The sequence below is a fragment of the Zoogloea sp. genome, from assembly GCF_028693495.1.
Classification (GTDB): Bacteria; Pseudomonadota; Gammaproteobacteria; order Burkholderiales; family Rhodocyclaceae; genus Zoogloea.
In genome coordinates, this window is sequence record NZ_JAQUVG010000003.1 from 30942 (window position 1) to 45277 (window position 14336).

Consider the following 14336-nt stretch of genomic DNA (forward strand, 5'->3'; position numbering starts at 1 on the left):
TCAGGCTCGCTGTTCCTTTTTGGCCACCACGGTCAGGGGTGGCGCGGTGGGCTGAGCTGGGGTGTACTCGGGCACCCAGCGTCTCAATTCCTTGCGTACTTCCACAGCCCCCACCGACCGGCGCTGGCGCAACCAGTGCAGCAGCGCTTCAAGCCAGCCGTCCTCCACCTCCTGAGCCCGGGCGATCCGCAGCTTGGGATGGTGGGTGGCTCGGGTCTGCTCGGTATCAGCGAGGACTTCCTCATAGAGTTTCTCACCCGGGCGCAAGCCGGTGAATACAACCCGGATCTCGCTCTCCGAATGGCCTGACAACCGGATCATGTCCCGGGCCATGTCAGCGATGCGCACCGGCTCACCCATGTCGAGCACGAAAATTTCACCGCCATGTCCCATCGACCCCGCCTGCAGCACCAGCTGGGCAGCCTCAGGAATGGACATGAAAAAACGGGTGATGTCCGGGTGCGTCACGGTCACCGGTCCGCCTGCCGAAATCTGCTCCTGAAACTTGGGAATGACACTCCCCGCGCTCCCCAGCACATTACCGAAACGGACAATCTCGAACTGAGTCTTACCCCTCGCCGACAGCGACTGACAGACCCGCTCGGCCAAGCGCTTGGTGGCACCCATCACGTTGGTCGGATTGACCGCCTTGTCGGTGGAAACCAGCACGAAGCGGGGAACCCCGAAAGTCACCGCACTACGGGCCACCTGCCAGGTTCCGAGAACATTGTTGCGCACAGCCTCCCAGGCGTTGTCATCCTCCATCAGGGGAACATGCTTGTAAGCCGCCGCATGGAAGACCACATGGGGACGGTAACGGCCGAGCACCTCATCCACCCGGATCGCATCCTTGACATCCCCTGCCAGCAACAGCACCTGCACCCCGGGGAAATGGCTGGCGAACTCCTCCCCCAGGCGGTACAGGGAAAATTCGCTCACATCGAAGCAAATCAGCAGGGACGGCTCGAAACGGGCAATCTGGCGACACAGCTCCGATCCGATGGAGCCTCCCGCACCGGTCACCATGACCACCTTGCCGCGCAGATACTCCCTGACTTCCGCGGTATGAATATGCACCGGGTCACGGCCGAGTAGGTCTTCCAGGTCCACCTGGCGGACTGCGCTGTACTCCACCCGGCCGGCCATCACGTCCTCGATGGCCGGAAGAATCATCGCCTTCACGCCAGCCCTCACACAGGCACTGGTCACCGCACGGCGGACCTGGTGACGGGCGGACGGCATGGCAATGATGGCCGTGCGGACCTTGAACTCTTCGGAAAGGTGCTCAAGATCGGCGATTCGCCCCAGCACCTTGCAGCCATAGACCTCACGCCCCTGGCGCCGGGGGTCGTCGTCGAGCAAGCCCACAACCCGCCATTCGGAGGAGCGGGCCAGATCCCGGATCAACCCGGCAGCCTCCTCCCCCGAACCGAGTACGATGACGGGCTGCCCCTGTGCCCGCAAGGCACCGTACAGGTGGAACTCCTTCCAGGTTCGATAAAGGGCACGGGTTCCCCCCATATAGACTGCCAGCAACAGCGGCTGGAGCAGGAATACCAACCGGGGCACCGCCGGGAAGGCGCCAGCGGTCACCACCACCACCAGCAAGGGGGTGACGAGGGTCGCCACCAGGACCGCCCGGGCAATCCGCAACAGATCCGGCAGACTGGCAAACACCCAGACGCCCCGGTAAAGGCCAAAGGCACGCATCAGGGAACCCTGCACCACCAGCGCAGCTCCCAGGCCTGCGATGGCCGCCGGGTGGAAGTCGGCAGGGACGTCAAGATTGAAGCGGATCAGGTAGGCCAGCCACCAGGACAGCGCGACCCCCACGAGATCGGACAGGAACACCAGCAGGGGATGAAAGTTTTTGGGGATCAAGGTCGGGAAGCACTGCGAGCCAGGTGCCGACGCCATGCGACATCGATCCCCAGCCCCAGAAGAAAATGCATCAACAGCACGATTGTAATGAGGGCCCACTGCCAGGAGAAGTCCAGTCTCAGCATGCCCACGGCAGAGGCGCCCGAACCGGCCATCAGAAAGTAAGCCAGCAGCGCCGTCCGGCGATGACCGAACCCCAGCTGAACCAGGCGCTGATAGTAATGGGTCCGGTGAGCCTGCCAGACCCGTTCCCGTCGCAGGGCCCGCTGCAGCAGGGTCACGCTTGCATCCAGGATGAAGGGCGCGAAGACCAGGAGTGGAAACCACAGGGGCCAGGCGCCGGCACCCGAGCCGCACAGCCCGAGGGCGCCCGCCAGAAACCCCAAGGGCACCGATCCTGCATCCCCCATGAAGATCCGTGCCGGATGAAAATTGAAGCACAGGAAACCTGCCGCCGCCGCTGCGATGCTGGCAGCCAGCAGGGCCAGGGCAGGCAGGTCCCCCAGCCAGGCCGCAGCCGCCAACGCCGAAAAACCGAACAGCCCCATGCCTCCCGCCAGCCCGTCGGCGCCATCCATGAAATTGTAGAGATTGGCCATCCACACCAGCCCGACGGTCATCAGCACCCGCAGCCACCCGGGCTGTTCCAGCCCCAGCAATGCCAGCACACTCGCCGCAGCCACGAACTGAACCAGGAAACGGAGCCGTGCCGGCAGGCTGCGCCGGTCATCCAGCAAGCCGATGGCGGCCAGCAGCATGGCCCCCCCCAGGGCTGCGAAAAGCCCGTTTCCCAGGCCATCCGCAAGCCACAGGGCCAGGCCAGCGGCAAGCACCCCTGCCATGACCCCCACGCCACCGGTTCGCGGCGTCGGACGGACATGGAGGGAACGCTCATTGGGATGATCCAGGAAATACAGCCAGGATCCCGGACGGCAGCACTGCCGGGTGACCCCCCAGGCTACCCCGAAGGCCAGCACGGGAATCAACCATTCAACGGCCATGCAACATCTCCTCCAGGCCCTCCGCCAACCCGACCCGGGCCTCCCAGCCGAGCTCACAGGCAATCCGCGCAGGTGAATGGCAGGCGGACCCCAGCAGCCGCTCCAGCACGTCCTTGTCGAAGGGAAGGCGCCGCCTCATCAGCACCTCGCCCACGTCTCCCAGACGAGCCAGCCCGACGAGGAGCGGACGCGGAACGGCCCAGCCCAGGGGCGGCAGCCCGAGCACCGCCCGCAGGGCATCGTACAGCCCGCGTCCCGAAGGTGCCTGGGCGTGTGCAACGGTATAGGTCCGCCCCGCAGCCTGGGGCGCCGTCAGCGCCAGCTCGATGGCCGCCACCAGATCGCTCACATGCACCAGGGAGCGCCGATTTCCGGTCTCTGGCAAGGGCGGGAAAAAACCCCGGCGGATCAGGGCCGCCATGCGCTCCAGGTTGCCCCGCCCCCCCGCGCCATACACCATGGCCGGGCGCAGGATCACCACCTCCATGCCGTAGCGCTGACCCGTTTCCAGAAGAGCCTCTTCCGCAGCCCGCTTGGCCCGCCCGTAGTCGGAGACCGGAGGCAACGGCCACTCCTCATCGGCACACGCCTCTCCCGGCTCCCCCACCGCCTTGACGCTGGACAGGAAGACAAAACGCCCGACTCCCGCTCGCCCAGCGGCCTCCGCCAGGTGACGGGTCCCTTCAAAGTTGACCCTCCAGTGTCGTTGCACCTCTGCCGGCCCGAAGGCGCCAAAGGCATGGGCATGGCCCGCACAATGGACCACCCGGCGCACCCCTCCACAGGCCACCGCCAGGGCCGCCGCCTCGGCCAGGTCCCCCTGGCACTCATGAGGCACGTGCGGACGGCCACGCGTCAGCACCCGAAGGGGCGTGCCCTGCGCTGCCAGACGGGTCACCAGACGCCGGCCTATGAAGCCCCGGCCACCCGTGATCAGGATGGACGCCGGATTCAGAAAGCCTCCCGGGGACGCAGAAAGCTGGCAAAGCGGGGGACTCCATCCCGGGTCAGCTGGCGGTAACGATAGGTGATCTGACTCCCGACTGGGGGCGGGCTGCGCCGCTCCGCGTCGGTAAAGCCGGTACCGATCCGGAAACGACGCCCCTCGGGCGTCTCCACCACAAGCGCCCCCAGCAAACCGGTCAGGCGCCCTTTGCCCGGCAGATGGGCCACCACGATGGCCTCCGCATCCTGCTGCGGCTTCAGCTTGAGCAGGACGTCGCTACGCCCGGTGAGATAAGGAGCATCGGCCCGATGGAGCATCAATCCCTCGCCCCCTTCGCGCACCACTTCCTCCAGACGGGTCTGCAGTGCCGGACGGTCAGCAATCCGGAACTGCTCCACCGCCTGCAGCCAGGGCGTGCCGCTGCGCTCCACCAGCAAGCGGATCGCCTCGACCCGGGCCGTGAAATCACCGGGTGCTCCGGGTAACTCGAAGACCATGTAGCGCACCTGCCGCCAGGCTTCGTCATCGGGTTGAAGGCGCCGGACGGTGGCCGACAGGGCCTCGAAACGACCTCGTCCGAGCCAGAGCTCCCCGTCCAGGGAATGCTGCCTGGGCAGCCCCGCCACGAACCAGTCGGGGGCCGGCACCACATTCCCACTGCGAAAGCGCAGGACCTTGCCGTCCCACAAGGCCCGCACACCGTCAAGCTTTTCGCTGACCCAGTAATCCGCCGGCGCGACCGCCCCTTTCAGGGTTTCCGCCAGCAGCAGCAGCGGCGCAGCCGTCCCCACAGCGGGGGTAACAGCCAGAACCAGCATGAGCGCCCACGCCCGTAAACAGGATTTCAGAACCATTTCCAACCATGCACCCGAAAGAAGGTCGCCGCCGAACGGACGAACAGACCAACGTGGCGCAGCCCCTTGCGCGCCGCATGACCGCCATGATGCACTACCCGGACCGCCGGAACATATGCCAATCGTGTTTTTTCAGCCGCTCGCAGGCTCAGGTCGAAATCCTCGAAATACAGAAAAAAGCGCTCATCGAAACCGCCCAGCTCGCGCAGGACAGAGGACCGGAACAGCATGCAGCAGCCACTCACGATGGGGGGGTCCCAGAGCACCTGATCACCGATCCGGTCACGCATTTCGTAGTGCCCCAGGCGCCCTGCACAACGGGCCTTCAGCCACCCCGGGGCAAAGCCCCGCAGAAACAGATCGAAGACGCTGGGCCTGCGCTTGCACAGATACTGGACACGCCCGTCATCCCAGCGGGCCGACGGCACCAGCAAGCCACACTCCGGGTGAGCCCGCATGAAGTCACGGGCCTCGCGCAGGGCGTCGGGAGCCAGTTCGAGGTCAGGGTTGAGGATCAGATGAAACGCCCCGGCCCCCTCCAGGCTCAGGTTGTGCCCCCGCCCGAAGCCGACATTGCCATGCCCCTGCAGCACCCGCACCTGCCACGCCTCCGGCAGCCGCAGCCCTGCCAGCGCGGCCGCGCTTTGGCCATTGTCGATCAGGAAGAGCTCAGGGACCCAGGCGGCCTCATCACAGGCACGCACAAGGGAGGTCAGGGTTGCCTCCAGCAAGCGGGGATCCGGCCGGTAGAGGACGACACTGACCGTCAGACGTTCCATGGGTGAACTCCCGGCGGAAGCGTTTCATCCGGAAGGGCGAGTCTGGAGCGGATCAAACCTGGTAGTAGGCGCGATACCACTCCACAAAGCGGGCGACCCCCACGTCCACCGGCGTGGCCGGAACGAAGCCCGTCCAGGCGTTGAGGGCATCCGTATTGGCATAGGTGGCCGGCACATCCCCATCCTGGAGAGGCAGGAAATTCTTCTCGGCCTGTTTGCCCAGTGCGTTTTCGATGGCTTCAACAAAGGCCATCAGCTCCACAGGATTGTTGTTGCCGATGTTGAAGACCCGGTAAGGCACGTTGCTGGTACCGGGATTGGGCAGGTCTGCGTTGTAGAGCGGATCGGCCTCCGCAGTGTGGTCGAGGGTCTTGATCACGCCCTGAACGATGTCATCCACGTAGGTGAAGTCACGCTTCATCTTGCCGTGGTTGAACACGTCGATGGGCCGTCCCTCAAGGATCGCCTTCGTGAACAGGAACAACGCCATGTCCGGGCGCCCCCAGGGACCATACACCGTGAAGAAGCGCAGGCCAGTCGTGGGCAACCCATACAGATGGCTGTAGGTATGGGCCATCAGCTCGTTGGCTTTCTTGGTAGCCGCATAGATGCTGACCGGGTGGTCGACACTGTCCTCTTCCGAGAAAGGCATTCTGGTATTGCCGCCATACACACTGGAGCTGGATGCATACACCAGATGCTGCACCCGATGATGGCGGCAGCCTTCCAGGATGTTCATGAAACCCACCAGGTTGCTTTCCACGTAGGCGTGGGGATTCACCAGGGAGTAACGCACACCCGCCTGGGCAGCCAGGTGGATCACCTTGTCGAACTTTTCCTCGGCAAACAGCTTTTCCATGCCGGCCTGATCGGCCACATCCAGCTTGATGAAACGGAAATTGTCGTGAGGAGTCAGGCGCGCCAGACGATCGTGCTTGAGCTGGACGTCGTAGTAATCATTCAGGTTGTCGAGGCCGACCACATGGTCACCCCGTGCCAGCAGGACCTGACTGGCCTGCATGCCGATAAAGCCGGCGGCGCCGGTAACGAGAATTTTCATGGTCGCGAAACTGCCTGAAATGGGAAAACCGGACCGATTTGGCACACAACGACATTGGAATGCCAAGTCAGATAGCCCGACATTCTGGCATGCTGCTCCGCAGCGGTAAATCCATCTGTCACCCTGCGCGTGGCGTCTGTAACGGCCGTTATACTTTTACACCGTCCCGCCACCAGGCATGAACTTGACTCTCCGTATCCTGTACACCCTCGTCTGGCACCTCGCCCTGCCGCTGATCGGGCTGCGCCTGCTCTGGCGTGCCCGGCGCCAGCCGGAATACCTGCAGCATGTAGGCGAACGCTTTGGCCGCTATCCGGACCGGGTGGCGGGTCCCGTGATCTGGCTACACGCAGTTTCTGTCGGAGAGACCCGCGCAGCGGCCCCCCTGATTCATGCCCTGCTCGCAGCCCACCCCGACTGCCGGCTGCTGCTCACGCACATGACCCCCACCGGGCGGGCTACCGGGGTCGAGCTCTTTGGCGCCCTGAGTCCACGGGTACGCAGCGTCTATCTACCCTACGACCTGCCCTGGGCCATGCAGCGCTTCCTCAAGCACTTCCGGCCACGCCTGGGGATCCTGATGGAAACCGAACTGTGGCCCAACCTGATTGAAGCCTGCCACCAGCGACACATTCCCCTGGCCCTGGTCAACGGACGCCTGTCCGAACGCTCGGCCCGGGGCTACGCCCGGATCGGAACCCTCGCCCGGGACGCCTTTGCCCACCTGTCGGCGATTGGCGCCCAGACCGAAGCGGACGCCCAGCGGATGACTGCACTGGGAGCCCGCTATCTGAGCGTGACCGGCAACATCAAGTTCGACATCGCTCCTCCCCCAGCGATGGACGCCCTCGGCGCCACATTCCGCAACCGCATCGGCCCCCGCCAGATCCTCCTGGCCGCAAGCACCCGGGAAGGTGAAGAAGAGCCGCTGCTGGAGGCATTTGCCCGCCTGGCCGGGCCGGAAGTCCTGCTGCTGCTGGTCCCACGCCACCCCCAACGCTTTGGCGAGGTGGAGCGGCTGGTCCAGCGCTGCGGCCTGACCCTGCAATTGCGCTCCCAGGCGGTCCCGGTAATGGCGGATACCCGGGTCTGGCTGGGAGACTCCATGGGCGAAATGCACGCCTACTACGGCGCAGCCCACGTGGCGCTCATTGGTGGCTCCTGGAAGGAGCTGGGGGGCCAGAATCCCATCGAGGCCTGCCAGATGGGCTGTCCGGTCATCGTCGGCCCCCACACCTTCAACTTCAAGGCGGTGTGCGAACAAGCCATCGAAGCGGGCGCCGCCTTGCGGGCTGGCGCTATCGAGGAAGGCCTGAAGCAGGCACTGCTGCTCCTGGACACCCCCACCCGCAGGGCCAGCATGGGCGCAGCAGGAAGGGAGTTTGCCCAATCCCATCGGGGGGCTACGGCCCGTACCGTCACCCTGCTGATGCCCCTTTACCGGGGCTCTCATCCCCAGCCCGGCCAATGAGGCCAAGGATTCAGGCTGCCAGCAGGTAATCCAGGACCCACCCACCGAAGATCACCGCCCCCACCCAGTTGTTGTGCAGAAAGGCCTTGAAGCAGCGGGGCCGGTCCCGGTCGCGGATCAGGATGTAGTGATAAATCATGAGCACCGCTGCAGCCCCCAGCCCCGCCAGAAAGTACATTCCCCGACCGGTGTGCAGCCCGACCCAGGCCAGCAGCGCCAGGGTTAGCCCGTAACAGAGCATGATGGCCGTGACCTCGAAGCGGCCGAAGGTGATCGCCGAAGTCCTGATGCCGATTTTCAGGTCATCGGGACGGTCCACCATCGCGTACTCGGTATCGTAGGCCACCGCCCAGAACACATTGGCCAGCAGCATCACCCAGGCCTCCAGGGGCACCTGGCCCTGCAGCGCCGCAAAGGCCATCGGAATTCCGAAACCGAAGGCCATCCCCAGGTAAGCCTGAGGAATCGCCAGAAAACGCTTGGTGAAGGGATAACTGCCGGCGAGGAAAACCGCCGGCACGCTGAGCAGGATGGTCAGCCCGTTGAGGGGCAGTACCAGCAGGAAGGACACCAGGGCCAGGGCCGCCGCGAGCCCCAGGGCCTCCCCGGGGCGGACCCGCCGGGCAGCCAGGGGGCGGTTGCGGGTACGTTCCACATGCCCGTCGAAATCCTTATCGGCATAATCGTTGATCACGCAGCCTGCCGAACGCATCAGCACCGTACCGACCACGAAGATCGCCACCACCCACGCCACCGGCCGGCCGTCACTGGCGACCCACAGGGCCCACAAGGTCGGCCACAGCAGCAGCAGGATTCCGATCGGCTTGTCGATACGCATCAATCGGGCGTATTCGGCGAGGCGCTGGGACAGGGTCAGCTCAGGAAAGGGACTCAAGATACTCATGGGGCAAGCGCTCCTATGGCAGGCAAAAAGGCTTCGGTGACCAGCAGCGGGGAACCGCAACGCCAGAAGGCGGAGCGTCGCGCCCACAGGGGTGGCAGGTCGGGCATCCCGGTGGCCCGGGCGGCATGATGCCAGCGGGTATCCCGGCCATCCAGGCGGGCCGCCTCGAGGGGCGAACGGCGCACCCGGGGATCATCGAAGAGCACTGCCGCCAGGGGGCGTGCGCCCAAGCCATGGAGGAGGTGCCAGGCAGCAGGAATGCGGGTATCCACCACCAGCGAACGGGCAAACACCACTGGCCGCCCATCCGCCATCAGCAGGACTTCCCGGATCCACAGTTCGCCATGCCCATGCACCCCCAGGGCCGCCAGTTCATCCGGCATCACCCGCCCCTTGCCCTGGCTCACCACCCGCAGGGAGAAGCGCTCACATCGACTGCGGATGCGCGCCGTCAGGGAACGGTCATCAGTCAGCCAGCCCCGCATCGCCCTGGGAGCCTGCCAGGCAGCCATGCGGAAGGGATCACGGCCCGGAAAGTGGGCAAGGGTCATCGGAACAGGGAAAGAGGCAAAGGGCCGTATTGTGATCACTCGGGGATCAAGAGTGAAGGGGCGGGGTTCCCGCGCAGACACGCCGCCGCGATCGCGGCCAGGGTCGCCCTGCCCCCGAGACAGGTGGCTGCGGACACCCCCTGGCCGCAGGCCACGGCCGTAACGGCACGGGGCTATCAGGCCTTGAGCAGGCTGGCCCGTCCGCCGAACCAGCGGGCGGTGATGGCATCGGCCACCTGCGGGGCATCGCGCAAAATCTCTTCGGCCAGGCCGCGGGCGATGTCCACCAGCACTGCATCCTCCTCCAGGTCGGCATAGCGCAGCAGGGGCACACCACTCTGGCGGGCACCGATGAACTCCCCAGGGCCCCGGATGCGCAAGTCCTCGCGGGCAATCACGAAACCGTCAGTGTGCTCATAGATGGCCTTCAGGCGCTCACGGCCGGTCTGGGACAGGGGTTGGGCGAACAACAGGATGCACACGGACTCATGCACCCCCCGGCCCACCCGGCCACGCAACTGATGGAGCTGGGCCAGACCGAAGCGCTCCGCGTGCTCGATGACCATCAGGCTGGCATTGGGCACATCCACGCCCACCTCGATCACCGTCGTGGCCACCAGCACCTGCACCTCGTTGCCGATAAAGGCTGCCATCGTCGCCGATTTCTCGTCATTCTTGAGACGTCCATGCACCAGCCCCACCCGGAGTTCCGGCAGTGCCGCAGAAAGCATCTCGTAGCACTCCTCGGCGGTCTTGAGCTGGAGCGCCTCCGACTCCTCGATCAGCGGACACACCCAATAGGCCTGACGCCCCTCCAGACAGGCCTGGCGGACCCTCAGGATCACCTCGTCGCGGCGCTCGTCCTTGATGAGTTTGGTAACGATGGGGGTCCGCCCGGGCGGCAGCTCATCCAGGACCGACACGTCCAGGTCGGCGTAATAACTCATGGCGAGGGTCCGCGGAATGGGCGTGGCAGACATCATCAGCATGTGGGGCGACTCCCCGGCCTGGCCCTTCTCGCGCAGCGCCAGACGCTGGCGGACCCCGAAGCGGTGCTGCTCGTCCACCACGGCCAGGGCCAGCAGTGGCAGGGAAACCGGGTCCTCGATCAAGGCATGGGTGCCCACCGCCAGCAGGATTTCAGCGCTGGCCAGGCGGGCAAGGGTGGCTTCCCGCTCCTTCTTGCGGCGGCTGCCTGACAGCCAGGCCACCTCGAGACCCAGAGGCGCCAGCCAGGCGGCGAGCTTGCGGTAATGCTGTTCGGCGAGGATCTCGGTGGGCGCCATCAGTACCGCCTGGCGACCGTTTTCAGCGGCCTGGAGCATGGCCAGGGCGGCCACGCAGGTCTTGCCGCTGCCCACATCCCCCTGCAGCAGGCGCTGCATGGGATGGGCCGAGGCCAGATCCCGGGCAATCTCCCCGAACGTCCGGGCCTGGGCGCCGGTCAGGGCAAACGGCAGCTGGCCGAGCAGGGCCCGGGTGAGGGTGTCATGCGGTGGCAGACTGGGCGCGTTCTTGGCCCGGCGGGCCGCATAGGCCCGGCGCAGGGAAATCTGCTGGGCCAGGAGCTCATCCAGCTTGATGCGCTGCCAGGCCGGATGGCCCCGGTCTTCGATGTCGGCGATGGCCATGGAGGGCGGCGGAGCATGAAGGGTGCGCAGGGCATCAGGCAGGGAAGGCAGGTGAAGGCGCTGGCGGAGCCCGTCCGGCAGCTCGTCGCGGAGGCCGTTGTGACGCAGGGCTCCCGTCACCAGCTTGCGCAGGGCCGACTGGGCGAGGCCCGCCGTGGTCGGATAGACCGGGGTGAGGCTCTCGGGCAGAGGCGCCCCGGGCTCCACCCCCCGCACCCGCGGATGGATCATCTCGAGGCCGAAAAAGCCCGGCCGCAGCTCACCGAACACCCGCAGGCATGCACCTGCGGCCATCTGCTTCTGCTGCGCGGCATAAAAATGCACAAAGCGCAGGGTGACCTCGCCGCTGGCATCCCTCGCCCGCACCACCAGCTGGCGCCGCCCACCCAGGGTGATCTCGGAGGACAGCACCTCCACCTCACACTGGACGGCCACGCCGGGACGGGCATCCGCCAGCGGGGTCAGGCGGGTCTCGTCCTCGTAGCGCAGGGGAAGGTGCAGGATCAGGTCCGAGGGGCCGAAGACATCGATCTTCGCCAGCCGCTCCGCCAGCTGCGGCCCGACCCCGGGCCACCCTTTCAAGGCAGGCCGGGACCCAGTCCGGCCCTCACCCTTCGGCCGGCGCGCAGGCCCGGCCGGCAGCTCGGCGGGAACGAGGTCAGCAAGCGGCTCGGCGGACATGACGGGAATGCACGGGTCAGCCGATCACCAGCACCGCATCCGCTTCCACCTGGGCACCCCGGGGCAGCTCCTTCACACCCACCGCAGCACGCGCCGGGTAAGGCTCGGTGAAGTAGCGGGCCATGATCTCGTTGACCTGGGCAAAATTGGCCAGGTCAGTCAGGTAGATGTTGAGCTTGACCACATCCGCGAGACGGCCTCCGGCCGCTTCGGCCACCGCCTTCAGGTTTTCGAAGACGCGCACGGTCTGGGCCTCGAAGCCTTCCACCAGCAGCATCGAGGCCGGGTCGAGGCCGATCTGGCCAGACAGGTAGACGGTGTTGCCGGCCTTCACGGCCTGGGAATAAGTGCCGATGGCCGCAGGGGCATTCGGGGTGGCGATGATCTCTTTGGTCATTGATGGGCTCCGGAGCAAGGTGGACCGCCGTGGCGGCAGGAAATTGGCAAAGGGGGGAGTTTACCCTGCTCCTGCAGCCTGCACGGCAATGGCAAGATGCGGGTTTGGCCTGCTTGAACCGGAAGATCCCATGCCTGCCCTGCCCCCATCCCTTGTCCAGCAGCTCTCAGAACGCTTCGGGAAGCGCTTCTCCACCGCCGGATCCGTCCGCGCCCATCATGGCCACGACGAATCCCATTTCCCCGACGCCCTTCCCGATGGGGTCGTGTGGCCCCACTCCACCGCCGAGGTGGTCGAGATCGTGAACCTGTGCCGGGCGCATCGGGTACCGCTGATTCCGTTCGGCGTGGGCAGCTCCCTGGAAGGACACATCCTGGCCACCCAGGGGGGCATCAGCCTCGACATGTCCGAAATGAACCAGGTCCTCGCCATCCATGGGGAAGACATGGACGCAGTGGTCCAGCCAGGGGTCACCCGCAAGGCCCTCAACGCGGCGCTGCACGGCACCGGGCTGTTCTTCCCGATCGACCCGGGAGCGGACGCATCCCTCGGCGGCATGACCGCCACCCGCGCCTCGGGCACCAATGCAGTCCGCTACGGCACCATGCGCGAAAACGTGATGGCCCTGGAAGTGGTCCTGGCCGACGGCCGGGTGATCCGTACCGGCGGCCGCTCCCGCAAGTCATCCGCCGGCTACGACCTGACCCGGCTCTTCGTCGGCTCCGAGGGCACCCTCGGCGTGCTCACCGAGGTCACCGTCCGCCTGCATCCGCTGCCGGAAGCCATCTCCGGCGCCACCTGCGCCTTCCCGGACGTGGGCAGCGCGGTGCAGACGGTGATCCAGACCATCCAGCTGGGCATCCCGGTGGCCCGCATCGAGCTCCTCGACACCCTCACCGTGCAGGCGGTCAACCGTTACAGCAAGACGGCCCTACGGGAGTCGCCGATGCTGTTCTTCGAATTTCATGGATCTCCCGGCAGTGTCGAGGAACAGGCCTGTACCGTGCAGGACATCGCCCGGGACAACGGCGGCCAGGACTTCGAATGGGCCACCCGCCCCGAAGAGCGTACCCGCCTGTGGCAGGCCCGCCACGACGTGCTCTACGCCAGCCTGGCCTTGCAACCGGGCAGCCGTGGCGTCACCACCGATGTCTGCGTGCCGATCTCACGCCTCGCCGAGGCGATCGCCAGCACTCAGGCGGCCATCGCCGAGAGTGGCCTCCTGGCCCCCATCGTCGGCCACGTGGGCGATGGCAATTTCCATGTGGTGATCCTGACCACACCCGACGATCCGGATCAGGTCCGCCGGGCCGAGGCACTCGGCAGGCGCATTGTCGAGTGCGCCCTGGCCCTGGACGGCACCTGCACCGGCGAGCATGGAATCGGCATCGGCAAGCAGGACTTCCTGCGCGCCGAACATGGCGAAGCGGTGACGGTGATGGCCAGCCTCAAGGCCGCCCTGGACCCGCTGAACCTCCTCAACCCCGGCAAGGTGCTGGCGCCGGCGCTGAAAGCACAGCCGACCAGGTGATACCCACACGCCGGCTGCAACATTTCCAGAGCAATCCACTTGCATTAAAAAAACAACACCTGACGAGCAGAGGTCAGATACGTCAGCGGACTGCGCTAAAATCTGTCTGACATTGCATGTGCAATGCTCGAAAACAGAAAGAAAAAAGAGGACCCAGTCATGAAGAAAATCATTCTTGCCGCGCTCGTTTCCGTCCCCTTCACCGCTTTCGCTGCGGCCAACAACGTGGGCTCCTGCGGCCTCGGCTCCAAGGTCTTCGAAGGCCAGCGCGGCGTCGCCCCGCAGGTCCTGGCTGCCACCACCAACGGCACCTTCGGCAACCAGACCTTCGGCATCACCTCCGGCACCCTGGGCTGTACCCAGGACGGCGTGGTCAGCTCCAGCTGGAAGACCGCCATGTTCATCGACGGCAACAAGTCCCAGCTGGCCCGTGACGCCGCCTCCGGCCAGGGCGAAACCCTGGATGCGCTGGCCGCGCTGCTGAAGGTCGATGCTGCCGACAAGGCCGCCTTCGTCAGCCTCACCAAGGCCCGCCACTCCGAGATCTTCGCTTCGGTTGAATCCGCCGAGAGCATCGCCACCCGCCTGAAGGCCGCCCTGCAGTCCGACGCCCGCCTCGCCAAATACGCTGAAGCCGTCTGATTACCGC

The 14336-nt window shown here is 65.8% G+C and carries 13 protein-coding genes; 3 read left to right on the top strand and 10 right to left on the bottom strand.

Features of this window, described 5'->3' with window-relative positions; translation table 11 throughout:
• Genes PHD22_RS01005 through PHD22_RS01030 form a run of 6 tightly spaced genes read right to left on the bottom strand, consistent with a single transcriptional unit; the run spans position 1 to position 6521 of the window.
• Positions 1 to 1881, bottom strand: a complete 1881-nt coding sequence (locus PHD22_RS01005; RefSeq protein ID WP_299860967.1) for a nucleoside-diphosphate sugar epimerase/dehydratase — start codon at positions 1879 to 1881, stop codon at positions 1 to 3.
• Complete coding sequence (locus PHD22_RS01010) at positions 1878 to 2882, bottom strand: glycosyltransferase family 4 protein (protein WP_299860970.1); 1005 nt, start codon at positions 2880 to 2882, stop codon at positions 1878 to 1880. The genes PHD22_RS01005 and PHD22_RS01010 overlap by 4 nt, the downstream gene beginning before the upstream one ends.
• Positions 2872 to 3837, bottom strand: a complete 966-nt coding sequence (locus tag PHD22_RS01015) for an NAD-dependent epimerase/dehydratase family protein (protein ID WP_366520660.1) — start codon at positions 3835 to 3837, stop codon at positions 2872 to 2874. Before PHD22_RS01015 ends, PHD22_RS01010 begins: the two co-directional genes overlap by 11 nt.
• Positions 3834 to 4646 carry a DNA ligase gene (locus PHD22_RS01020; RefSeq protein WP_299860973.1) on the bottom strand — a complete coding sequence of 271 codons (813 nt, stop codon included), beginning with the start codon at positions 4644 to 4646 and terminating at the stop codon, positions 3834 to 3836. Before PHD22_RS01020 ends, PHD22_RS01015 begins: the two co-directional genes overlap by 4 nt.
• A gap of 26 nt (positions 4647 to 4672) precedes the next feature.
• Positions 4673 to 5461, bottom strand: a complete 789-nt coding sequence (locus PHD22_RS01025; RefSeq protein ID WP_299860976.1) for a glycosyltransferase family 2 protein — start codon at positions 5459 to 5461, stop codon at positions 4673 to 4675.
• A gap of 52 nt (positions 5462 to 5513) precedes the next feature.
• Entirely contained in the window at positions 5514 to 6521 is a 1008-nt protein-coding gene (locus tag PHD22_RS01030; protein ID WP_299860979.1) for an NAD-dependent epimerase, read from the bottom strand.
• A gap of 184 nt (positions 6522 to 6705) precedes the next feature.
• On the opposite strand from PHD22_RS01030, the gene waaA reads away from it, so the two are divergent.
• Positions 6706 to 7992 carry a lipid IV(A) 3-deoxy-D-manno-octulosonic acid transferase gene (gene waaA, locus PHD22_RS01035; protein WP_299861098.1) on the top strand — a complete coding sequence of 429 codons (1287 nt, stop codon included), beginning with the start codon at positions 6706 to 6708 and terminating at the stop codon, positions 7990 to 7992.
• Positions 7993 to 8002: 10 nt separating this feature from the next.
• On the opposite strand, the gene ubiA is transcribed toward waaA, so the two are convergent.
• From ubiA to PHD22_RS01055, 4 genes are all read right to left on the bottom strand, one after another.
• Positions 8003 to 8896 (bottom strand): 4-hydroxybenzoate octaprenyltransferase, encoded by an 894-nt coding sequence (gene ubiA, locus PHD22_RS01040; protein WP_299860982.1) that lies wholly within the window; start codon positions 8894 to 8896, stop codon positions 8003 to 8005.
• Positions 8893 to 9447: a chorismate lyase gene (locus PHD22_RS01045; protein ID WP_299860985.1), complete on the bottom strand. Its 555-nt coding sequence runs from the start codon at positions 9445 to 9447 to the stop codon at positions 8893 to 8895. The genes ubiA and PHD22_RS01045 overlap by 4 nt, the downstream gene beginning before the upstream one ends.
• Before the next feature lie 176 nt (positions 9448 to 9623).
• Positions 9624 to 11759, bottom strand: a complete 2136-nt coding sequence (gene recG / locus PHD22_RS01050; RefSeq protein ID WP_299860988.1) for an ATP-dependent DNA helicase RecG — start codon at positions 11757 to 11759, stop codon at positions 9624 to 9626.
• Positions 11760 to 11775: 16 nt separating this feature from the next.
• Positions 11776 to 12156 (bottom strand): RidA family protein, encoded by a 381-nt coding sequence (locus PHD22_RS01055; RefSeq protein WP_299860991.1) that lies wholly within the window; start codon positions 12154 to 12156, stop codon positions 11776 to 11778.
• 130 nt (positions 12157 to 12286) lie between these two features.
• Here PHD22_RS01055 and PHD22_RS01060 point away from each other — a divergent pair, with 130 nt between their 5' ends.
• A complete protein-coding gene (locus PHD22_RS01060; protein WP_299860994.1) occupies positions 12287 to 13687 on the top strand; it encodes an FAD-linked oxidase C-terminal domain-containing protein in 1401 nt (466 codons plus the stop codon).
• A 159-nt stretch (positions 13688 to 13846) separates the two neighbouring features.
• A complete protein-coding gene (locus tag PHD22_RS01065; RefSeq protein WP_299860997.1) occupies positions 13847 to 14329 on the top strand; it encodes a DUF3015 domain-containing protein in 483 nt (160 codons plus the stop codon).
• Positions 14330 to 14336 lie beyond the last annotated feature (7 nt).